Origin of the sequence: Paenibacillus sp. FSL P4-0081 (assembly GCF_000758565.1) — a bacterium.
GTDB lineage: Bacteria > Bacillota > Bacilli > Paenibacillales > Paenibacillaceae > Paenibacillus_AQ > Paenibacillus_AQ phytohabitans.
Genome location: NZ_CP009280.1, coordinates 43,602 through 66,251, shown reverse-complemented (window position 1 = coordinate 66,251; position 22,650 = coordinate 43,602). Strand labels below are relative to the sequence as shown.

The window sequence follows — 22,650 nt, the reverse complement described above, 5'->3', positions numbered from 1 at the left end:
CAACGAAAGAGTAGCGCATGCTACCGGACTTGTAGCATGCGCTCTAGGGAAGTTCTGGCTTTGTCGGCGACAGCGGGCGGTACATAAATCTGCGGCTTCATCGTCTCCAGGCATTTTACCAGTTTCTTTAAATTGTTAACCTTCATATTGGGACAAACCAGGAATTTGGTGGCAAAATGGAATTCTTTATCCGGACTGTCCAACCGCAGCTGATATCCGGTTCCATCCTCAGTTCCCACGATAAACTGCCGGCGGTCCGATTTCCGGCAATACTCTATAATCGAGGTTGTGCTGCCCACATAATCACCCATGGCCACCACTTCAGGACGGCATTCCGGATGTACCACAAATTCCGCTTCAGGATATTTGGCTCTCATCTCCACTACATCCTTGACGGTAAGCATATCATGAGTATTACAGTAGCCTTCCCATATAATCAGCTTCTTGCCGGTCTTATCCTGAACATATTGGCCCAGGTTCTTATCGGGTACCCAGATAATTTCTTCCGCATCAAGCGATTCAATCACCTTCACCGCATTGGCAGAGGTACAGCAAATATCAGTTTCCGCTTTGATCTCAGCGGAGGAGTTGATATAGGTTACTACTTTGGCATTAGGATGCTGCGCCTTCAGCTTCCGGAGTCCGTCCACGTTGACCATATCCGCCATAGGACAGCCGGCGCGTTCGTCAGGAATTATAACAGTTTTGTTCGGCGCAAGAATCTTGGCGCTTTCCCCCATAAAGTGAACCCCGCAGAATACAATCACATCTGCCTCTGTCTCCGCAGCCTTCTGAGCCAGTAAAAAAGAGTCTCCACGGAAATCCGCTACTTCCTGAATTTCATCACGCTGATAATAATGAGCCAGAATTATTGCATTCCGTTCTTTCTTAAGCTGTTCGAGGCGCACACGAAGTTCACGATTCTGTTCCTGCTTGCGCTCAAGCGCCAGAGCTTCCACGGTCATTCTCCCCCTTATGTCTTCATGGCATATAGCCAGTACATTCTATTAAGTTAATTTATTTAATATTTAATCACTAATGTACACAACGTTCCACCCCCTGTCAATGCAGGCAAGCCGGGTGTAGCTCTATGTCCTGATGTACCTATAGACAGAAAAATCCGGAGAACCTAAGGTTCTCCGGATAAAATTACGATGTTTTATTCAGCGATTAAACCAGACTTCCGTCGCCTTTGTTGCCATCATCCGAACCGTTTCCTTCTTCAGGATCCGGTTTATTCGGAATATCCTTAGACAGATCGCCAAGGAATGGCGGTTCTTCGTCGGATTTGCCTTGAATGCGTACACGTACATCACCGATAGAATCAATTACTGGCTCGCCCGCTTCATGCGTTACTGCCTCTGTTTCTTCCGGTTTGCCATCCTCCGTCAGGTAGCCTTGCTCAATCAATTCTGTGATCTGATCAAGTTCCAGCGTTTCCTTCTCCAGAAGGGTGTTCGCAATCAGGTGCATTTCTTTGGAATGCTTGGTCAGCAGCTCTCTGCAGCGCTCATAGCTGCTGCGGATAAGGTTCTGCATTTCCTGGTCAATCTCGTAAGCAATGGAGTCACTGTAGTTCTGCTCATGTCCGATATCACGGCCAAGGAAGACTTGGCCTTGGGATGTGCCGAACTGCAATGGCCCAAGCTTATCGCTCATTCCATATTCCATAATCATCGCACGCACAATGCGCGTAGCCTGCTGGAAGTCACTATAAGCGCCTGTGCCGATTTCACCAATGAACAATTCTTCAGCAACACGTCCGCCAAGCAATCCGGTAACCTTATCCAAGAGTTCCTGCTTGGTAACGATCATCCGGTCTTCCTTAGGAAGCATAATGACATATCCGCCTGCGCGGCCGCGCGGGATAATGGTAACCTTATGCACCACATCGGCATGCTCGAGGAAGTAGCCGGCAATGGTATGGCCTGCTTCGTGGTAAGCTACAATCCGTTTCTCGCGGTCGCTGATTACGCGGCTGCGTTTCTCTGTGCCGACAATTACACGGTCAATCGCTTCATCCACTTCACGCATGGTAATGTCCTTACGGTTGCGGCGTGCAGCAAGCAGTGCCGCTTCGTTAAGCAGGTTCTCCAGATCCGCACCGGTAAATCCGGTTGTACGCTTGGCAATTACGTCAAGCCGAACATCCTTGGTAAGCGGTTTGTTGCGGGAGTGAACCTTCAGTACAGCTTCACGGCCCTTCACGTCTGGACGGTCAACCGTAATCTGACGGTCAAACCGGCCTGGACGGAGCAATGCCGGATCCAGTATGTCGGCGCGGTTGGTAGCCGCGACAATGATAATGCCTTCGTTGCCGCCAAAGCCGTCCATTTCAACGAGCAATTGGTTAAGGGTCTGTTCGCGTTCGTCATGTCCGCCGCCAAGTCCTGCGCCGCGCTGACGTCCCACAGCATCGATTTCGTCGATAAAGATGATACAAGGAGCATTCTTCTTCGCATTCTCGAACAAATCACGTACCCGGGATGCGCCGACACCGACGAACATTTCCACAAAGTCGGAACCGGAGATGCTGAAGAATGGAACACCGGCTTCACCTGCTACCGCACGGGCCAGCAAGGTTTTACCTGTTCCCGGAGGTCCCACAAGGAGTACCCCTTTAGGAATACGTGCACCTACAGCTGCGAATTTACGCGGATCCTTGAGGAATTCCACGACCTCCACAAGCTCTTGCTTCTCTTCATCAGCTCCTGCAACATCCTCGAAGCTGATTTTCTTCTTCTCTTCATTATATAACCGGGCTTTGCTCTTGCCGAAATTCATGACCTTGCCGCCGCCGCCCTGTGCATTGTTAAACAGGAAGAAGAACAGGATGAACATGATAACTAATGGAATGATGGAAGAAAGGAATGTCAGCCAGATGCTGTCGCCTTCCATTTTCTTCTGAGTCAGCTCCACGCCATTAACTTCGCTGGCAGCTATAAGTTCATCAAGGGCCCGATCTGTAGGAGGAACATAAGTGGAGAAATTCTTCGATTTAGTCTCAGGTGGCAATTCTTTGTATTCGCCTGTAACCAAAAATGCGTTACCCTCAAACTGAACCGTCAGGCTCTTCACATTGTTGTCCTTGATCTCCTGTCTTAACTCATCATATCTAGGGAAATCGGCGGATTCATTTCCATTGCTTACAAACTGGACAATGCCCACCACGACTAAAAATAAAATCAAATAAAAACCAGAATTCCGGATGAACCGATTCATCCCCTACCTCCTCTCACAACGCTCAAGTTATTGTACCATAGCCTGACCAGACTCCTCAAATTGTCAGGAAATCCAGAAAAGTGATCCTTGAATCTAAGGCTGTCGATTGGTTCATTTGGAATAAATTTCAGGCTTCAGTACACCTACGTATGGGAGGTTCCGATACAGTTCGGCATAGTCGAGTCCATAGCCTACCAGGAAAGCATCAGGAATCACAAAGCCGGTATATTCGGCTTCAAGATTAACTGCACGGCCTGAAGGTTTATCGAACAGGGTGACTACGTTGACGGAAGCAGCATTCCGGCCCTGCAGCATCTCAATCAGATAGCTGAGGGTAAGACCACTGTCGATAATGTCCTCGACAATCAGAACATCACGGCCTTCAACCGATGTGTCCAGATCCTTGATGATTTTGACTACACCGGATGATTTGGTCGTACCGCCGTAGCTGGATACTGCCATGAAGTCCATCTCAACGGGTACTGTAATCACTTTAACCAGATCCGCCATAAAGATAAACGCACCTTTGAGTACACAGATGACTAAAGGTGTGCGGCCTGCATATTCCTTGCTCAGCTGGGCGCCAAGCTCCCTGATTCTTTGTTGGATTTCTTCTTCGCTGATCAAGATTTCTTGAATATCATTCTGCAACTTGCGAACCTCCTAAGTTATACTATGAAAGACTTACTTCGACCATTACGTTTCTTCGCCCTGTTCCATGTCTTCCATGGACAGGAGAAGCACCGAGGCCGTGTGCCGCCCTACTGTGGCATGCATCGAGCGTCTTACGCCCGGAATCCAGACGATATTGCCCAAACCATCACAAACGAGGGGAATCGCAGAGCGTTCGGAAGAAGGTATTTTATCATCAATGTAAATATCTTTTACCTTTTTGCTTCCGTTTAATCCCATAACCCTTATGGTATCTCCAGGCAATCGGGAACGGATGGTGAGTGGTAAGACGAGCTCATCGCCGTCAAACCAAGCCGACATCTTCCCAGAGTCCTCCTCCTGTGCAAAAAAATCTTCTCTCTCCAGCACCTTCATCGTCATAACTTTTCCTATCTCCTTCAGGTTGATCCGGGGATGAGGCAAAGACAGAGGGTATGTATAGCTCACCTGCCGAAGCAAGGGCTTGGACGAGAACAAAAGGGTGTCATATTGCCGCATACAGACGAAACCCCCGCCCAAATCCAAAGTCCATACGGTGGGGTACTCCTGCAGCGTTCCCCGGCGCACAGCTTCAATCTTGGGGAAATCCATCGCAGATGAATCCGCTGACAGATAATTTAATATTAGTTTAATCAAACGCCGTTGTAAAGCGGAGGGTAGGGCCGCAAATGAAGCTCTCTTCAAGGTGTATTTTCCATGCTCGATAAAAACAAGCTCTTCGAAGCATTTTGCCGCATTCGCCTCCATATATTCATCTTCCGCACCGGCAATTTCAGACAGCTGCAGCAGTGATTGTCTCACTCTCGGATTATGCTGTTCAAGCAGGGGCAATACTTCCAGCCTGACCGCGTTCCGCTTATACTTCATAAGCAGATTGCTGGCATCCTCCGCGTAAGCAAACCCCTCTTCCCGGCATAAGCCGACAAGAGCTGTTTTGTTAATACGCAGGAAGGGTCGGATGAGTTCCACCTTTTTTTCAGTCCGTTTCCAGCGCATGCCTGCAAGCCCCGAAGGACCACTCCCCCGCAGCAGCCGCATCAGCACGGTCTCGGCCTGATCATCGGCATGATGGGCCAGTGCGACAGAACGTGCATGGTAACGGTGCGCGGTTTCAATCAGAAATTGATAGCGTTTCTCCCTTGCCGCTCCTTCGGGACCCAGTCCTATTTCCTTGACCATGGATGGAATATCAAACTCCGCGAGCTCAAAAGGGATTCCCAGCTCAGCAGCCAAATTCCTGACAAACTCCGCCTCTTCCGCTGATTCGGCTCTGAAGCCATGATTCACATGGGCACAGACCAGAGTTAATGGCATCCGGTTTACGGCTATCTCGTGCAAAATACGCAAAAGAGCCACAGAGTCCGGCCCTCCGGAAACTGCGACTACAATGGTGTCATGGGGCTGCCACAGTTCATGCTCAGCCGCAGCTTCCAGTACGGATTCCACCAGTTCTTTCATTTGTTCCATATGCGGCATCCTTTCTTGCAGATCACTTGCCTGTCTTGCTCCGGAATTCCAGTACCCTGGTATTATGTATAATTTCAAAAACGGAATACCCAGTAAATCGTAAAGGCCAGCAGAAATAAAGACAGCGCAAACGCATTTTTGAGCCAGCGGGGAGTTGCCATCGTATCCTTTCCCGTCTTCCGTGCTCTGTATATCTGACTTCTCCAAATCTCCGCAGCTTGTGCGGATCCGGGAAAACCGCCTTTGAGCGCCAGACACAGCCATGAGGCCAGCTTCTTGTCAGGCAGATTTCTGGCCAGCTTCAGCAGTTCATCCACACTCCGGGTCTGCGGCAGCTGCTGGGCTGCCGACTTCAGACCTTCTTCATTAAGCAGGCGCAGGCACAGTACGGCAAAAGCAAACAGATCATAGTTCTCGTCTCCCGTCCGGCTGCCGGCGTTCCAGAATCCGCGGTCATGCCATTCGGTAAACTGCTTCACGCTGCGTCCCAGGGGACTCGCGCCACCGTAGTCAATCAGCTCGGCTTCCCCGTAACTGGATACCATGACATTCTCCGGCTTAAGGTCTCCGAACACAAAGCCGCACTCATGCAGGGTCTGCAGCTTCTCCAGAAGCTTCATGCCGACAAGCCCCAGCCAGGACGCCCCGTTCCTGGACAAAAAATGATGCAGCGGTCTGCCCTCCACATAACGCATCACGTAGAAAGGAGTATGGTCCCTATCCTTGAAATCATCCGATTCCAGCAGGTAAGAGGACAACGGTGACTCCTTGCGCGCCCGGTGCTCGCTGCGTTTACGGCAGGATTGCAGAGAGGTCAGTACATTGATCTCTGACTGCAGCTCCAGCGTATCGTATCCGATTTTGAGCGCATACCGCTCCCGCCGGCCTTCCCGCTGCACAAGATATACGGTTCCGTTTGCCCCTTTCCCCAGCATCCGCTCCACAACATAACGGTTCCCCCGCCATTTGCCGGTAATTACAGTGCCTGCCGGAAAGGGTGGATTAGACGACATACCCACCAATCATCCCTTCTCTTGCCTCGTCATCCCCATTCACAAGATAGTCACGAGGTTCATCCAGTTTATCATAACGGTAATGTTCGAGCACCTTGAAAATAGCCGGTCCTGTCGGAGTAGCCCCCCGCATCTTCAGCCTGGAGAACAGTGAGCGGACTTCCGATACATTCCGCGTCCAGTCCATATCCAGCACGGCATCTTCACTGCTGGAGTGTCCGGGGAAATGGAACACGGCAAGCTCGCTCCGCCCTTCCCGTGCCTCCAGACTGAGAGCCAAATCACGGATGGCATCCTCCACAGCACCCAGCTTGGGCTTCATGCTCGCACTTGCATCAATTAATAGGGCAATACGCAGCGGAGAAGTCTCAGTCAGCTCATCGACAACCGTAACCACCTGCGACCGCTGCTGTGGAGGCAGTTCTTCAAGGGAACCCTCGCCGAGAATTTTTTTTACCTCTTTATTAACCGCCTGCTGGATTGTCTGAACCACGGTCTTGCGGGTCATCATCTGAATGGTCTGCGCCAGCTGCGACGTTGAGGCAATCCGGCTGAGTCCGCCTCCCGCTTTGGCAATATCAGCGATCTCCCGGCTTCCGAGTTCACCGATCGTTCCATAGTCCACGACACCTACGACATTGACCGTAATGCCTTCCTGCCGGGCATGCGCTGCCGCAAGTACCGGACTTTCCCCCACATTTGAACAACCGTCAGTAATGAGCAGAATCTGCTTCATGACCGTTCACTCCCCTTTGCCTTGTATCTAGTTCTAGCATATCCAAGGTAGAGAGATTTCAAACGCCGCTTAGCGGGAAAAACTTGAATCGAATAGCTTCATGAAATAAGGGTCAATGCGAGAAAGTTTTGGGCCTCCGATCGCTGTTGTCCTCTGATTTCCTGATTTGAGTACCGCAGTTTGCGGTTGAAATCAGAGGACTGCATATGCTTCCGAAGCGAGCTTTCCTGCGGAAAGCTTTCAGGCGAATGCTGCCGCTTCTGCGGCTCCAAAATTCCTCTCCGTTCCTTAACCTCACGATAAGACCAACAATCTGAAGCAATCGCCGCTGAGTCAGCGGCGGTTGAAACGGGGCGGGGCAGAAACGGGCGAGTGGATGGAATGCACCCGCCCGTTAACACAAGATTGACACCACAGGCCTCGGCCAGCGGAATATATGGAAGCTCCGGTGGTGCTTAACTTGGCTAACCACTTAGCTGGTGGTGAAATATGGTGATTGCTGCAGCTGAATTGATAAGTTTCCTGCAGATAACTATTAAGCGCCCCACTATCGCTCCTCCAGTCTGTGTCTTAAAATCCTGCACCAAATACAACATTTCCCTCACAAAATCATCCCTAAGCGGATATTGTTGTACGAAATGCAGGATTTCTCAGCTTCCAAGCCATTTAGCGGAGCAATTGTTGTAATTCATACAACAATCCTCCCAAACAACCGGGTATCTTCAAATCAATGCTGCACTCAGTACAACATTTCATGCCTACGCAGTGAGGAGCCAGGACTACACTACATAGTGTCTTTTATTCCCATGGCAGCGTGACGGACAGAAAATAGAGGGAACTTAAGAATCCCACTTACTGCATGAACGAAACCCTACTCTGCAGGGGGGCGTTTTATCGGCTGGCCACAATTTTAAGTTCTGCCTCTATAGATAATAATGAAAGAACAATGTCAGCTGAATGATAGGTTACCTAACTAACTGTACGCGGTCTCTCCATCCGGCCCACGCCCGGCATATGCAGGCTGGACCACTCCGGATGGAAATGATCGACACGGCTGACGACAATCGTCATATCATCATGGATTTCATTGCCCTGGTAACGGATTACCTTATCCAGCAGGCTGTCGGCCATATCCTGAGGATCATCGCCTTCCAGCTCCTGAATCAGGCGTTTCATCCATATCTCTTTATTAACGGCATATCCGGGCGCATCATAAATACCATCGGTCATCATAATGAGAATATCCCCGGGACGCAGCTGCATGGTGACCAGGTCCACTTCGATATCTTTAATAATTCCAATCGGCAGATTGCTGGCTGTCACCGGAATAACCTCGCTGCCCCGCCGGATAAAGCTTGGTGCTGATGCTATCTTCATGAAGATGGTCTGCGCCGAATATTGATCGATCAGCGCCATATCCACGGTCGCATAGAATTCATCCGGGGAACGCAGCAGAAGAATCGAATTGACGGACTTGACCGCCAGCTTCTCATCCATCCCGGATTGCAGCAGCTTCTCCAGCATGGATAGCGCAGCGCTGCTCTCCATCCGGGCCCGCTCGCCGTTGCCCATTCCATCGCTGATCGACACAGCAAAGGTGCCATTTCCGAGCTCCACCGTACTGAAGCTGTCGCCGGACATTATGTCGCCTCCTTTGGCAGCCCCGGCTACGCCGGTATTGATTTCATAAGCTTTGGCCGAACCAAAAGTCACCATGGATAAGCCTTCGCGCGGGTGCACAGCTGTTTCACTTACCACCGCAATATTCTCCTCCAGGATATCGGAGAGCAGCGGGGCAATCATTTTGCGGCATTCGTCAAAGCCCCGGGTATAAGCATGCACTACTTCAATCTCTACCCGGCCGGGATCAAGGCTTAGAATTTCTATAGTGTGAATTGACAGGCCCAGCTTCTCCAGTGCCTCGCGAATCTGTCCCTCCTGGCGGTACATCGCCTGGCCCTCCCGCTTGATCTCCTTCGCCAGATCCTCCATAACCTGAGAGACCCCGGATAATTGCTCGGCAACAAATTGGCGGCTGTCGTATATTTGCCGCTTCCAGCGCATATCATGCTGATAGAGTTCATATTGGCCCTTCATTACTTCCAGTACTTCGCCCGTCTTGCCGCAGATCCGGTTCCATTCCGGAGGCAGCTGGGCCGCTGTAATGTCGGGGCATTCCTCCACAGTAGTCATCATATCGGTCATATATCTGTATGTCTGATAGAACTTGGCATCCCAGCAGTGGGTACGCCGGATGCAGCCGGCGCAGGCCCCTTCCGTTACCGTTTTCATAAAATCCTCCATTTCACGGTCGCTTTTACCTGCTTCCGTGGCCCGGGGAATTTGACCAAAGCTGCTGGAGAGCTGACGGAATACCTGCGAGAACTGGGTAACCCGGTCTGCTGTAATATCCCGCACTCTGCGGGCATATTCATGTTGAGAGCGGCTATGATCAGCAGTCCCCGGTACATATTTGGCAATGGCAGAAATAATGCCTTTAGGTGTCAGAAGAAACAACACTACGGCCGCGCAGGTCTCCCAGGTGGAATTCATCACATCGCCCGGTCCCATGAAATATACCGACAATATGGTTGAACCCAGCAGCATCCCGATTGAGACGGCCCCTTTGCGTCCGGACTGCATCATTCCCGCCAGCATGCCGGAGAAGGCCAGCAGACTCATCTGATAAATGGCACTTACATCAGCCAGACTGAGAATCAGTCCGGTGACGACACCGACGGCTGCCCCGAGCGGGGCTCCACCGGCAAGGGCAAAGAGCAGAATGAGGAAGCGCGATAAAATATGCTCCAGAGAAAGGCCGTTTACCGTCCACCCGACCAGGCCTGTCATCACGGAGGCCAGCAGAATAATCAGGCAGAGGACCTCTTCATTGCGAAGCGCCCTGCTTTTTTGCTTATAAGTGAACACCGGAAGCGCCTGCAGGAATACGAGCGTCAGCACAAACCCAAGCAAGGCATCAATCGTTGCCATCATCAGCGGATACCAGGCCAGCGTCGGCCCGATCACCACCCGGAACAGTCCCACCATAAAAGAAGCCACGAATACCATCAGCGGCGCATAGGACAGATCCACCCGCTGGAAGTTCTCCATTCCTTTATAAATTAGATAAAAGATAATCAGCTCTGCGGCAACCACTATAGCACCGGGAAACGGGGTAAAGAGACTTCCGAGCAGAATAGCCGCAGCCACAGGCAGCGTAGAGTCCCTGCGCATAAATACAATGACGGCGAAATAAGCGGCAGCAAAGGGAGTCAGCTCGTCCAAAATCATGGCACGGCCCAGTAAAAAGCCCATCAGACTCAGCAGCATTGCCCACTTCTTGACCGCGATGAACTGGAGGACCGGCTGTTTCATACTCCACGCCTTCAGACGTGTACTCCAAGCTTCCTTCTGAATCTTGTCTTTGCTTCCTGCTCTTGTCCACTCCGGCAAATTCACCACATTGCTTTTACTCATTCCCCTGCACCACCCGTATAAGAATTTATGGTTCTCATTATATAGCGGGGGTCTTATGAAAGTTTGTCAGAAACAGAGAGCAGGCTGTAAAAATATTCCGACAAAAAAGCCTCTGCCGACATTTTATGGAAAAACCTTTCTAACCCTTACGGAGCAAAAGGTTAGCCCTTGCCGGGGCTGGCCATGACGGCGGACGTTGCCGGTGCCCGCGCATACATTCGTCAGCGATTGCCCTAGAGTTATGTGAGAATGGCTTGGATGCTGTCGGCAATTTGTTTGTGGCCGACAAAAAACAGCCCGGCTGCGAATCCTACACTGAAGTTAATGCAGAGCTTACTGCGACCAGCGGGCAAATGCCAGGAATTGAACAATTACCAGGACAAACAAAAAAACCGCGAAGGGCATGAAGCCCCAGCGGTTATTTATGATGTGCAAGACTCAGATTATACGCGCTTGGCTCCACGGCCGCCGCGCTTTCCTTCTGTGTTCTTCTTGATCGAAGATATCCGTTCTTCGCTGTCTTTCAGGAAGCGTGACATTTTATCCTCGAATGAAGGTTTACCGGCTGCAGGCTTGAATGGACGCCCACCCCGTTCACGATTGAATCCACCACCGCCGCCTCCGCCACTGCCGCCACCACCGCCGAAACGGTCTCCACCGCTTGGACGTTCTGGTCTTGGAGCTCTGGGGGGACGTACTTCTGACGCCGGCTTATCAACGGCCTGCTTAATGGAAAGTCCGATCTTGCCGTCCTTGTCAACATTGATCACCTTGACGGTTACTACATCCGCAATCTTCAAATGATCGTTAACATCCTTGACGTAGTTATCGGCGATCTCCGAGATGTGAACGAGACCTGTGACACCTCCTGACAGATCCACAAATGCTCCGAAATGCGTGATGCCTGTCACCTTGCCCTCTAACTTGGTGCCCACTTCAATTGCCATAGAATAAAATGATCCTCCCTTAAAAATATACAGACGAATATTAAGTTCATCCTGTCTGCGGTGATTTGATTATACAGTAAAGAACAAAGCAAGGCAACAGAGCGAAAGCCCCTTTTAGCCTGCTTTTATTACTCAGATTGCTCTGTGCGGATAGGTGATTCACCTTCTGGATACATATTATACCATTTACGCGCTAATTGTCCGATATACTCATCATCATTCAGCCGCGAGACTTCATATTTCAGTTGGTTAAGCGAAGCTGTGACACTTTCATTGCTCTGCTGCTTCTTCGCAAGCTGTTCAGTCTTGTCGGCAATAGCTGAACTTTGGGCAAAGAAAGTAAACCCGGCCCAGCCGAAGAATACCGCTACTACAAAAATCCATATAAACTTTCTTCTCTTCGCGCCTGCGGCCGAAGCCTTATTGTTATTATTCTTCTCTTCCGCAGAGAATCTGTTCATACAGCGTACCCCCAGTTCAAGATCAGCGTTTCCGCCATTCCGATATCCATTTAGTGATCCTCGCCATCCTGGCACTGTGATAGAACCGGGCAAGATACGGAGAGACCCACCTTACAGGAAGTACCCAGATTGGCTTGGTTAGACGCAGCAGCAACTTCAAAATATAGAGCAGGATCCGGCCGAGCAGCAGCAGCGTTCCCTTCACAAGGCGCCACAGCCAGAGAAGCGGCCATCCGATCACGATCTCAATACATCTCCATAGCATCCTGCACGTATACTGAACCGACTGAATTAACATTAACACAAAACGCCGTACCGTAACACTGAAGATCAAAAAATAGATCCATACACCTAGAAAGAGTCCGAGAAAGACATAAAACCTCAATTGTCCCTGATTTCCGGCATAAAGCATGCGAAAGACGAACAGGGCAGCCGCTATCCAGTACAGCAGATCCAGCAGCGCATTCAGCCATTTGGGAAAGCTCAGCTTCAGCGACAGCACCCGGTAGCTGTCATAGGCCAGTCCCATGGCTGTGCCGGCCAGTACCATGTAGAACAGGGTGATCCATTGGACCGCGGGATTCATTTGAACAGCTTACGGAGAATCCCTTTATTTTTGCCCTGCGTACCGGGATCCAGATAAATCAGGGAATGAACATTGCCTTCAAGTGACAACAATCCATTCTCCAGACTTAAATTTTTGATATGTAAATGACTTCCCCGAATGGTGAGATGGCCGAGTTCCGTACGCAGCAGAAACTCCTCGCTGTCAAAGCTCTCTACATTCTGCACGCCCGTAAGTTCGACCTGTTTACGGCTGTGCATGTGCAGATCATGTTGTTTATTGACTTTGGCTGGCTCGATCATAGCATGTACCCCTCCTTCTTGGTTCTAATCTATGACGGAAGGACAGGGTATAGAACATGAAGGCGTGCCATGCATCGTAAAAAAGCGCAACTTCACATAGAGTAAAGTTACGCTTTCGGTTACTGCCTTTGAATATCTGCCTTACCAGTCGAGTCCGGTGCTTTTGGCCACAGGCTCTTCACGGAGCAGGGTATACATTCCGGCGGCCTCGTCCTTGCGGGTGGTCTCCACCAGCTTTTCGACTTTGACCGTCACAAGCTTTTGGCCGAACTGCACGGTAATCTCGTCACCGATCTTCACAGTGCTGCTCGGTTTGGATTCCCGTCCATTGATCAGTACCCGGCCCTGTTCGGACACATCCTTGGCCACGGTGCGGCGCTTGATCAGACGGGAAACTTTCAGGAACTTGTCCAGACGCATTAGTTAACGGCTTCTTTAAGCTTGTTACCTGCCTTGAAGGCCGGTACAGTCGATTCAGGGATTTCAATAGGTGTGCCCGATTGCGGGTTACGGCCCGTACGGCCGGAACGTTTGCGGGTTTCAAAAGTACCGAATCCGATCAGCTGCACTTTATCTCCGCTTGCCAGAGCTTCTGTAATTTCGCCCAGAACCCCGTTGAGTACTGCTTCTACATCTTTTTTGGCCAATCCGCTTTTTTCGGAAATGTTGTTTACCAGATCTGTCTTGTTCATAATTTGAAGTTCCTCCTAGGATACAAAAAATAAATGAAAATCAGTTTGCTGGCAGAAGTTGCCGCAAAACGTCATTTCGTCTTTATGATATTCTTGATTCTACCCTCAATTCCTGCCATGATCCGCCGTTTTTTTTAAAAATGTAACATCTGGCGGGAGAACCGGGGCTTATAGCACTATAACATTATAAACCTCTCTTTGCATTTCAAATCAGAGATTTAAGGTCCTGTTCACAGCATTACCGTTTCTCCGGCACTGTATACCCTACTGGCTCCGCTCTTCCGTCTTGGCTTCCTGCCAGAGGGCTTCCATCTCTTCGAGACTACTGTCTTGAACACTAGTACCTCTATCAAGCAGTCGCTGCTCAATGTACTGGAACCGGGAGATAAACTTGCGGTTTGTGCGGGTCAGCGCTTCTTCCGGATCGGCATCGATGAAGCGGGCTACATTGGTTGCCGCGAACAGCAGATCACCAAGCTCCAGCATTTGCTCCTCGGCAGACAGCCCCGTTTCAATCGCTTCCTGCAGTTCGTCGACCTCTTCACGGATTTTGGCCAGTACATCCCCGGTATTATCCCAATCGAATCCCACCTTGGAGGCCTTCTTCTGCAGCTTGTAAGCCTTCATCAGTGCAGGCAGGTCACGGGGAACCCCGCTGAGCGCGGATAACGCTTCAGGCTTCACGCCTTTGCGCCGCTTCTCTTCGGCCTTCATGCCATCCCAGTTCTGCAGCGCCTCCTCGGCATTGCCGGCAACCTGGTCACCGAATACATGCGGATGGCGGAAGATCAGCTTATCATTCAGCCCCTCTATTACATCATAGACGCTAAATGTGCCGAGCTCCTCTTCCATCTGAGCATGAAGCATAATCTGGAGCAGCAGGTCGCCCAGCTCTTCCTTCATATGGTCCGGGTCATCCTCGTCAATCGTTTCCAGCACCTCATAAGTCTCTTCGATCAGGTTCTTGCGCAGAGACTCATGCGTCTGCTCACGGTCCCAGGGGCAGCCTTCGGGACTCCGCAAAATATCGACAATTTCATGCAGCCGGGCAAACGTACGCTTTCGCGCATCCTCTGCACGGTTGATCGGAACGTACACCAGCGAGAGGTTGCCGTATCCGTCCAGCCGGTCCAGCTCATACAGCGGCACACGGAGAATCTGCTCCTCGCCCTCTACACCGAGAGCATGTCCGACAATTACTTCATACTCCGGCGGATACAGTTCCATCAGGCAGAGCTTGGTTTCTGATGCAGTGAAGCTGTCATAGACCTGTCCGATCAGCGTGTGCAGCTCCGGGTGGAGCTGGGAGCTGCGGATGCCCGAAGCATCCAGCAGCTGAAATCCTTCAATCGGATCAAAGCCCAGACGGACGAATGCCTCATCGAGGAAGCTCTCGCCGCCGAGGATATTCAGCTCAATGCCGGCCTCCGGGCAGCGCTGGCGCAGCAGGGATACAGCGGATTCAGCAACCATAGGATGTCCCGGCACGGCATAGACGATTTCTGTGCCTTGCGGAGCCGCCGCTGCCTTCTCAATCAGGGTGGCCGTAATGGCTTCGTAGACCTCAGGGAAGGAGGATAACGATTCATACAGCCCGTCGAAAGACTCCGAAGAAATCTCAAGCTCAGCCAGTGCAGCCATAGCGGGATGCTCTGCGGTCCGCACGTAAACGGCGGATGCCGCCTTGAGCTTCTTGATAATGCCCAGTGTCAGCCGGTCCGGATTGCCGGAGCCAAGACCGACTACCGTTAGTATTGCGCTCATGCCTGTCTACTCCTTTGAGGGCATCTGCCTGCTGCTCGTGCAGCCGGTGGCCCTATGTAAATTATTAGTAAGCCTTAAGGGAACAGGCGCAGCTTCTTCAGCTTGTCCGCCAGCCGGGGGCCGAAGCCCGGAAGCTGGCGCAGTTCGTTCTCGCTGAGCAGCCGCAGCGCCACTGCGCCGAGTGCGAAGACGGCGCAGCCTGCGAGCACGCCGAGCAGGCTCTGCGCCAGCGCAGCGGTCCGCCCGCCGCCGAAGCCGGCCGCGTCCGCCGCTCTGCCCGCGGCGAGGCTCACGGCCGCGGCAACCAGCCCCAGGCCCGCGAGCAGCGCTGCGGGCTTCAGCAGGGCATCTGCGAAGCGCAGCCGCAGATAGCCCTGGCGGTGCAGCAGCAGCACGTTCAGCGCTGCTGCGAAGAGATGTGCGGCCACGCCGGCGATGGCCGCACCGGTAATGCCCTGCTGCGGGACCAGCAGCAGGTTCAGGGCCGCCTTAAGCGCAGCGGCGGCCAGAAGGTGCAGCGCCGGCGCACGCACGGCGCCAAGGCCCTGCAGCAGCGCGGCGGAGATGATGCTGACCGTACCGCCGGCGGCGGTGAAGGCCAGCCAGGTCATCGCACTGCTGCCGGCAGCGTCCCCGTACAGAGCCGTGTTAACCGGCTCTGCAAGAACGGCCAGGCCTACGGACGCGGCCAGCCCGAGGAGCCAGAACCAGCGCAGCGACAACGTGACGCGCGTACGGATAAGGTCCTCATTCCTCTGGAATTTCGCTTCCGCCAGGGCCGGAATGAATACTACCGACAACGAGGTGGCCAGCATGGTTACGATCTGGACGAGCGGCAGTCCGCGGTTATAGATGCCGAACTGGGCCATAGCAGCCGTCTCACTGCTGCCGCTTCCCGTCAGCAGACGGGGAACCGTGAACACATCCACCAGGCCGATCAGCGGCACTGCCAGAGCGCCCAGCATCACCGGCAGTCCGTAAGCCAGCAGCTTACGGGCATTCGCGCCATGCTCTGGGCGGACTTCAACTGCGGCTGCGGCTGGTTTCCCTCTGGCCGGAACCTGAGGCATGACGTCCTGCAGCCCGCGGCGGCGGTAACTGCGCCAGTAGAGGAGCATAACAGCCAGACCTGCCAATCCCCCGCCCGCAGGACCGAGCAATGCACCGGCGGCAATACCTGCCGCATCGGCACCGGCCGCTGTCAGATAGAGCAGCAGTGCGATCATGACTGCCACACGTACCGACTGCTCTACGACCTGTGACACCGCAGTCGGCATCATATTATGCAGCCCCTGGAAGTAACCGCGCAGAGCAGCCATCAGCGGTACTACTGCCAGTCCCCAGGCGCTGCTGCGCAGAGCAGGGGTAATATGGGAGTTGCCGACCCACATAGCAATAACCGGAGCTCCGGTATAGACCAGAACCCCGAGAATCAGTCCGGAGACTGCTGTAATGCCCGCTGACAGGCGCAGCACCCGCCGTCCTTCCTGATCATCCTGCGCAGCAGATGTCTCTGCTACGAACCGTGAGATAGCTGCAGGCAACCCCAGCATGGCCACCGTGACCAGAATCGTATATAGCGGATAGACCGTATTGTAGATACCGAATGCTGCGTCACCACCCAGGTTCTGCAGCGGAATCTTCTGCAGGGTGCCGATCAGTTTCGAGAAAATAGCTGCCGCGCTAAGAATAAATGCACCTTGCAGCAGCTTAGAGCCCTGTGTGTCTGATTTCATGATATACCTGCTTCTACAGCGTGACTGCCATATTATTGAACGTGAACTTAAGCATGTTACAAGAAAGTCCCCATTCTTAAGTTCATCATATTAGAATGAATTTCTATATTATAGCTTAAGTATGCCTGTAAGTGGAAATGGCTTCACTGATACAACAAAACCCCGCCATTTCCTGTGGATTCATACCCAGAGGATAAGCGGGGTTCTATAGGCCAATCTCTTACTGCTCCATTTGCTTGCCCAGGAAGGCTGCGGCTGTTTCAGCCATCTTCACTTCCATCTGCGCCATTTTTACCGTGTCATCCTTATTCAGCAGTACTACACAGCCGATTGGATCTCCGCCGGAGATAATGGGTGCTGCCACATAGCTGGATAGCAACTCCGTGTGGTCTTTGCTGATGTCGTAGCTGCCCCCATTAGTCTCAAGCACCGTTTTACGGCTTTCCATTACCTTCTCCAGCAGCACGCCAACCTGCTTCTCCAAATAATCCTTCTTGGAGCCGCCGGCGAGTGCGATGAAGGTGTCCCGGTCCGTAATCATGGTAATATGCCCTGTTCCCTCAAACAGTGACTCCGCGTATTCTTTAGCGAAATCACCCAGCTCGCCAATCGGAGAATATTTTTTCAATATAACTTCACCATCACGGTCGACGAAGATTTCCAGAGGGTCTCCTTCCCGAATCCGCAAGGTGCGTCTAATCTCTTTAGGGATAACAACTCGTCCGAGGTCATCAATACGGCGTACAATTCCAGTAGCTTTCATTTCACATGTTGCCCCGCTTTCTTAAGAAGTATGGTCCAACTACTGTCCATTATGGGAATGGTTAATCCCAGTGATTTATCGTAATATCTGACCATAGTATTCATCTCTTCCCAGTTCCTTATACATTCAAGCCGCCTGTTTAAAATAGTTCATGCAAAATCACAAACACAACAGGCGCATCATTCCAGTTATGTTCTTAAATTCACCATTCTATACCTGCTCCAGTCTGTTCAAAAAAGCCGCCTGATGCTTGGCGCATCAGACGGCTTGTCCACCTTTAAAATTATTTGGCTGCTTCTGTAGCGGCCGGAGCTGCTGTGGCATCAGCCGGGGCTGGAGTAGCTGCTGTTCCCGGTTCATCGGCTGCGGCGGTGCTTTTCGGCAGGTTGATCTCAATCTTCAGGCTATCCAGATCCTTTTCGAGGAACGACTCCAGGCTGGCGGAAGCTGCTGAGCTCTTAACGGTCTCCAGCTGCTCTGCCGTCAGCTTGTCGAAGGTTGTCTCCTTGCGGGCTTCAACTTTAATGACGTGATATCCGTAGCTGCTCTTCACCGGATCACTAATTGTATTAAGCGGCAGCGTCTGGGCTGCGGCTTTGAACTCTTCTACGTATTTGGACAGAAGCGTATCCTTATATAAGCCCCCGGTATCCTTCGTACTGGTATCGTCCGAATATTCCTTGGCAACGGCCGCAAAGTCTGCACCGCCGTCCAGCTTCGCTTTGGCTTCATTGGCACGCTTCAGCGCATCTGCATCCGTACGCTCCTTGCCGTCACCATCCGTCAAGCCAACCAGCACATGACGCAGTGTAGCTACGGTGAAGTCAGCTTTAATCGCTTCGTACTCTGTCTTCACCTGCTCGTCCGTTACTTTGAGCAGCATGTCCTGATAAACGGTAAGCACCCGCTGCATATAAGAACGCAGGTCCGATTCGCTAAGATCCTGCTCCTTCAGAGAGCTTTTATAGGAGTCGCCCAGACTACTCTTGATCGTCTCAATCTGTGTATCGACTTCTTTCTCTGCTGCCTTCTTCGCCTCATCCGTTGCCTGGCCGGCCAGATACTCAAACGCGACCTCCTGCTTCAGGATAGACTCCTTGAACATATCAATCTCCAGATACTGCGCCTGCTGCGGAGACAGGAATTTCATTACGCGGGTATCCAGATCAAATTCCTTCGCAGTAATCGTTCCGCCATTATAAGTTGCCACGGCTGTATCATCGCTGCTGTCGTTGCTGCAGGCAGCAAGCATTGAGAAGGAAACTGCTGCAACCAGTGAGACCAGCAGCACTTTCCATGGTTTTTTATTTAACGACATTGTGTAATTCTCCCTTCGATTTTAAAGACTGTTTGGCTGCCGCGAGGAATTGCTCCAGCAGATCAAGCAGCTCTTTGTCGCCCAAGTCTTTGGACTTGATGCGGATCGTTGCTTTCGCATCCTTATCAAATTGTACACGTCTTTCGAAGCTATTTCCAACTTTGGCGAGCTTCGCCGTATCAAACGCGCCGATACTTCCTTCATGGAAATTGAGTGAGACCTCATCGCCCCGCCGGACCATGGATTCCATACCGTACAGCTTGCCGTATACCTTCAGCCGGGCCACAGAGAGCAGATTGATGACGGCCTCCGGCAATTCGCCGAACCGGTCAAGCAGCTCATCCTCAAGCTCCGAAGCATCCTCAAAAGTAGCCACCGCAGCGACTTTTTTATAGATTTCAATTTTTTGGATGCTGTCGTAAATATACTCGGATGGAAGGTACGCGTCAATCGACAAATCAATCACGGTATTGCCCTGTTTCAGCGAAGTATCCTCTTCACCAAGCACGCTGACTTTACGCTTGCGGATTTCCTCCGCCAGCATCTGCGAATACAGATCGAAACCAACAGAAGCGATGAATCCGTGCTGCTCCGCACCGAGCAGATTACCTGCTCCGCGGATGGAGAGATCGCGCATGGCAATTTTGAAGCCTGAACCAAGCTCCGTGAATTCCTTGATCGACTGCAGGCGTTTCTCAGCCACTTCTGTCAGTACTTTATCCCGCTGGTACGTGAAGTAAGCATAAGCTATCCGGTTAGAACGGCCCACACGGCCGCGCAGTTGATAGAGCTGGGAAAGTCCCATTTTGTCGGCATCATGCACAATCAGCGTATTGACGTTTGGAATATCCACGCCAGTCTCTATAATACTTGTGCTGACCAGCACATCGTATTCTCCATCGAGGAAGTCGAGAATGGTCTTCTCCAGCTCCGACTCCGACATCTGCCCATGGCCGATGCCTACTCTTGCCTCCGGCACCAGCATGGAGATTTGTGCAGCCATTTCCTGAATCCCCTGGACGCGGTTATAGAGGTAATAGACCTGGCCGCCACGGGCAAGCTCCCGCTCTACCGCTTCACGGGTAAGGGTCTGGCTATGCTCAACAACATACGTCTGTACGGGAAAGCGGTTCTCTGGTGGCGTCTCAATAACTGACAAGTCCCGCACACCAAGCATCGACATATGCAGAGTGCGGGGAATCGGCGTTGCCGTCAGGGTCAGCACGTCGACATTGGTCTTCAGCTTCTTCAGCTTCTCTTTGTGGGTCACGCCGAAACGCTGCTCTTCATCGACAATCAGAAGACCCAGATCTTTGAACACCAGATCCTGCGACAGCAGACGGTGTGTGCCTATAACCACATCCACGGTACCCTGTCTTACTCCCTTAATGGTGTCATTCTGCTCCTTGCGGCTGCGGAAACGGCTCAGCACCTGAATGTTCAGCGGATAGTTGGCGAAGCGCTCACGGAAGGTTTCATAGTGCTGCTGCGCCAGAATCGTCGTTGGCACGAGTACTGCCACCTGCTTGCCCTCAATCGCTGATTTAAAAGCAGCCCGGATCGCCACTTCAGTCTTGCCGTAGCCCACATCTCCGCAGAGCAGGCGGTCCATCGGACGGTTCTGCTCCATATCCTTCTTGATCTCTTCGATCGCGCGAAGCTGGTCACGGGTCTCCTCATACGGGAACATCTCTTCGAATTCACGCTGTTCCTGCGTATCCTTCTCGAAGCCATAACCGAGCGCGCTCTGGCGTTCGGCGTAGAGCTTGATCAGATCATCGGCGATATCCTGGACCGAGCTCCGTACTTTGCTGGTAACCCTCGTCCACTCGTTGCCGCCAAGCTTATATACCTTCGGCTCCTTGTCTTCTGAACCGACATACTTCTGAATGAGATCGATCTGTTCAATCGGAACCGAGAGCTTGTCGCCGCCCGCATAGAGAATATGCATATAGTCGCGGTGAATCCCGCTGACCTCGAGCGTGCCGATGCCCATGTACTTGCCGATCCCGTGGTTCTGGTGAACCACATAATCACCAATCTTCAGCTCCGTATAACTCTTGATCCGTTCGGCATTGTCAATTCCCTTGGAGACCTTCCGCGCCTTGCGTTGCTTCTGCGAGAACATCTCACCTTCAGTGATGACAGCCAAATGAATGGAAGGCAGCTCAAAACCGGAGCCCAGGTTGCCCTGAAGGATGGTCGGCGCTTCAATCCCGTAGTCGTCCAGCACCCGGCGGACACGCTCCATCCGCTCCTCGCCATTGGCCAGCATAATAACCTTCACGCCGGACTTATGCCAGCGTTCCATCTCGGATTTCAGCACATTCATCTGCCCATGGAAATCCTGCATTCCCCGGCTGATGAAGCCGAGGATATTCTGCGGCTGAATATGCGGAACCTGACGCAGGAAAATCGACATGAACAAGCTCTGGAACGGGCGGTGATACATAATCACATCGCTCTCGACAGAAAGATGCAGGTCAGGCAGCGTTTTACCGTTCTGCAGCAGATGCAGGTTCCATTCCGACTCATCGCGCTCCAGCTGCTTCGCAGTTTCCAGCAATCGGGCCGGTTCATCCAGCACAAGCAACGTATCCTGTGCCATGTAATCATACAGATGAGAGCGTTCAGGATATAAGAGACTGATATATTTATAGATTTCCGGAAAATAAGTGCCTTCGCGCAGCATTTCCAGCTCCCGGCCCATTTCCTCACGCAGACGCAGCTTGGCCTGACGGTCGCTCATTTTCTCGAGCTGCCGCTCCAGCAGCGCTGACGCAGCTGTAGAGGCCGCATCCTGGCGCAGCTGATCGGCAATAATCTCCTTGGCCGGAGTAATCTTCACACTGCGGACCTTATCAATAGACCGCTGGTCTATGGGATCAAAGGTACGAATGGAATCTACTTCATCATCAAACAGCTCCACCCGGTAAGCCAGTGGAGAAGTCATAGGATAGAAATCAATAATACCGCCGCGCACGCTGAGTTCACCGCGGTTCTCCACCCGCTCGACACGCTCATAGCCCATTTCAATCATGGACATGAGGAATTCATCCAGCGAAAGGGTACCGTCCTGCGAAACGGTCAGCTGGGCTCCGGCCATCACATGAGGGGCGGGGAGCAGCCGCCGGACGCCGGAGTACGGAACAACTACAACTCCACGGAAGCCCTTGGCACATTTCGTAAGCACATCAATACGCTGAGCGAGTGTCTCGGGGCTCGAGACTGCAGCTTCAGCAGCTACCAGCTCATTAGCCGGATACAGCAGCACACGGTCCGGAGAAAGCGCTTCCTGCAAATCCTCGGCCATCTTCTGGGCCGAGAACATATTATGAGTGACTACCAGCAGCGGACGCTCCGTCTCTTCATGCAGCGCAGCCAGCATAATTTGTCTGGCCGAGCCGGATAAGCCGGAGATAAGCTGCTCCTTCATACCTGCAGCGATACCGCTGGTGACGGACTGAAAATCGGGATCCTTCGAAAAAGCTTCTATAAGACCTTGTAACAACAGG

The 22,650-nt window shown here is 52.2% G+C and carries 18 protein-coding genes; all 18 read right to left on the bottom strand.

Annotated features, from left to right (window positions below; all coding sequences use genetic code 11):
- Nucleotides 1-20: 20 nt before the first annotated feature.
- The 18 genes from nadA to mfd all read right to left on the bottom strand — a co-directional run bounded on the left by nadA (nucleotide 21) and on the right by mfd (nucleotide 22,646).
- The gene (gene nadA / locus P40081_RS00305; RefSeq protein WP_039309543.1) at nucleotides 21-959 is read right to left on the bottom strand and encodes a quinolinate synthase NadA; all 939 of its coding nucleotides are present in this window, start codon (nucleotides 957-959) and stop codon (nucleotides 21-23) included.
- Nucleotides 960-1,170: 211 nt separating this feature from the next.
- Nucleotides 1,171-3,222, bottom strand: coding sequence for an ATP-dependent zinc metalloprotease FtsH (gene ftsH / locus P40081_RS00300; protein ID WP_042132695.1), 2,052 nt, complete (start codon nucleotides 3,220-3,222; stop codon nucleotides 1,171-1,173).
- Nucleotides 3,223-3,333: 111 nt separating this feature from the next.
- Nucleotides 3,334-3,873: a hypoxanthine phosphoribosyltransferase gene (hpt, locus tag P40081_RS00295; protein ID WP_039309523.1), complete on the bottom strand. Its 540-nt coding sequence runs from the start codon at nucleotides 3,871-3,873 to the stop codon at nucleotides 3,334-3,336.
- A gap of 45 nt (nucleotides 3,874-3,918) precedes the next feature.
- Entirely contained in the window at nucleotides 3,919-5,361 is a 1,443-nt protein-coding gene (tilS, locus tag P40081_RS00290) for a tRNA lysidine(34) synthetase TilS (protein ID WP_042132694.1), read from the bottom strand.
- 74 nt (nucleotides 5,362-5,435) lie between these two features.
- Complete coding sequence (locus P40081_RS00285; RefSeq protein ID WP_042132693.1) at nucleotides 5,436-6,374, bottom strand: serine/threonine protein kinase; 939 nt, start codon at nucleotides 6,372-6,374, stop codon at nucleotides 5,436-5,438.
- The gene (locus P40081_RS00280; protein WP_042132692.1) at nucleotides 6,364-7,110 is read right to left on the bottom strand and encodes a vWA domain-containing protein; all 747 of its coding nucleotides are present in this window, start codon (nucleotides 7,108-7,110) and stop codon (nucleotides 6,364-6,366) included. Before P40081_RS00280 ends, P40081_RS00285 begins: the two co-directional genes overlap by 11 nt.
- A gap of 969 nt (nucleotides 7,111-8,079) precedes the next feature.
- A complete protein-coding gene (gene spoIIE, locus P40081_RS00275) occupies nucleotides 8,080-10,587 on the bottom strand; it encodes a stage II sporulation protein E (protein ID WP_042132691.1) in 2,508 nt (835 codons plus the stop codon).
- A 443-nt stretch (nucleotides 10,588-11,030) separates the two neighbouring features.
- The gene (locus tag P40081_RS00270) at nucleotides 11,031-11,534 is read right to left on the bottom strand and encodes a S1 domain-containing RNA-binding protein (RefSeq protein WP_042132690.1); all 504 of its coding nucleotides are present in this window, start codon (nucleotides 11,532-11,534) and stop codon (nucleotides 11,031-11,033) included.
- Between the two features lie 128 nt (nucleotides 11,535-11,662).
- Nucleotides 11,663-11,995 (bottom strand): FtsB family cell division protein, encoded by a 333-nt coding sequence (locus P40081_RS00265; RefSeq protein ID WP_039309513.1) that lies wholly within the window; start codon nucleotides 11,993-11,995, stop codon nucleotides 11,663-11,665.
- A gap of 22 nt (nucleotides 11,996-12,017) precedes the next feature.
- Nucleotides 12,018-12,581 carry a spore cortex biosynthesis protein YabQ gene (gene yabQ / locus P40081_RS00260; RefSeq protein ID WP_042132689.1) on the bottom strand — a complete coding sequence of 188 codons (564 nt, stop codon included), beginning with the start codon at nucleotides 12,579-12,581 and terminating at the stop codon, nucleotides 12,018-12,020.
- Entirely contained in the window at nucleotides 12,578-12,862 is a 285-nt protein-coding gene (yabP, locus tag P40081_RS00255) for a sporulation protein YabP (protein ID WP_039309510.1), read from the bottom strand. The genes yabQ and yabP overlap by 4 nt, the downstream gene beginning before the upstream one ends.
- Before the next feature lie 141 nt (nucleotides 12,863-13,003).
- A complete protein-coding gene (locus tag P40081_RS00250) occupies nucleotides 13,004-13,282 on the bottom strand; it encodes an RNA-binding S4 domain-containing protein (protein ID WP_036723951.1) in 279 nt (92 codons plus the stop codon).
- Nucleotides 13,282-13,554: an HU family DNA-binding protein gene (locus P40081_RS00245; protein WP_039309509.1), complete on the bottom strand. Its 273-nt coding sequence runs from the start codon at nucleotides 13,552-13,554 to the stop codon at nucleotides 13,282-13,284. Before P40081_RS00245 ends, P40081_RS00250 begins: the two co-directional genes overlap by 1 nt.
- 264 nt (nucleotides 13,555-13,818) lie before the next feature.
- Complete coding sequence (gene mazG / locus P40081_RS00240; protein WP_042132688.1) at nucleotides 13,819-15,318, bottom strand: bifunctional methyltransferase/pyrophosphohydrolase YabN; 1,500 nt, start codon at nucleotides 15,316-15,318, stop codon at nucleotides 13,819-13,821.
- 74 nt (nucleotides 15,319-15,392) lie between these two features.
- Nucleotides 15,393-17,054 (bottom strand): putative polysaccharide biosynthesis protein, encoded by a 1,662-nt coding sequence (locus tag P40081_RS00235; protein ID WP_042132687.1) that lies wholly within the window; start codon nucleotides 17,052-17,054, stop codon nucleotides 15,393-15,395.
- A 220-nt stretch (nucleotides 17,055-17,274) separates the two neighbouring features.
- Nucleotides 17,275-17,817: a stage V sporulation protein T gene (gene spoVT, locus P40081_RS00230; RefSeq protein ID WP_039305786.1), complete on the bottom strand. Its 543-nt coding sequence runs from the start codon at nucleotides 17,815-17,817 to the stop codon at nucleotides 17,275-17,277.
- A gap of 283 nt (nucleotides 17,818-18,100) precedes the next feature.
- Nucleotides 18,101-19,135: a peptidylprolyl isomerase gene (locus P40081_RS00225; protein WP_042132686.1), complete on the bottom strand. Its 1,035-nt coding sequence runs from the start codon at nucleotides 19,133-19,135 to the stop codon at nucleotides 18,101-18,103.
- On the bottom strand, nucleotides 19,122-22,646 hold the full coding sequence (mfd, locus tag P40081_RS00220; RefSeq protein ID WP_042140608.1) for a transcription-repair coupling factor: 3,525 nt from the start codon (nucleotides 22,644-22,646) through the stop codon (nucleotides 19,122-19,124). The genes P40081_RS00225 and mfd overlap by 14 nt, the downstream gene beginning before the upstream one ends.
- Nucleotides 22,647-22,650: the final 4 nt, after the last annotated feature.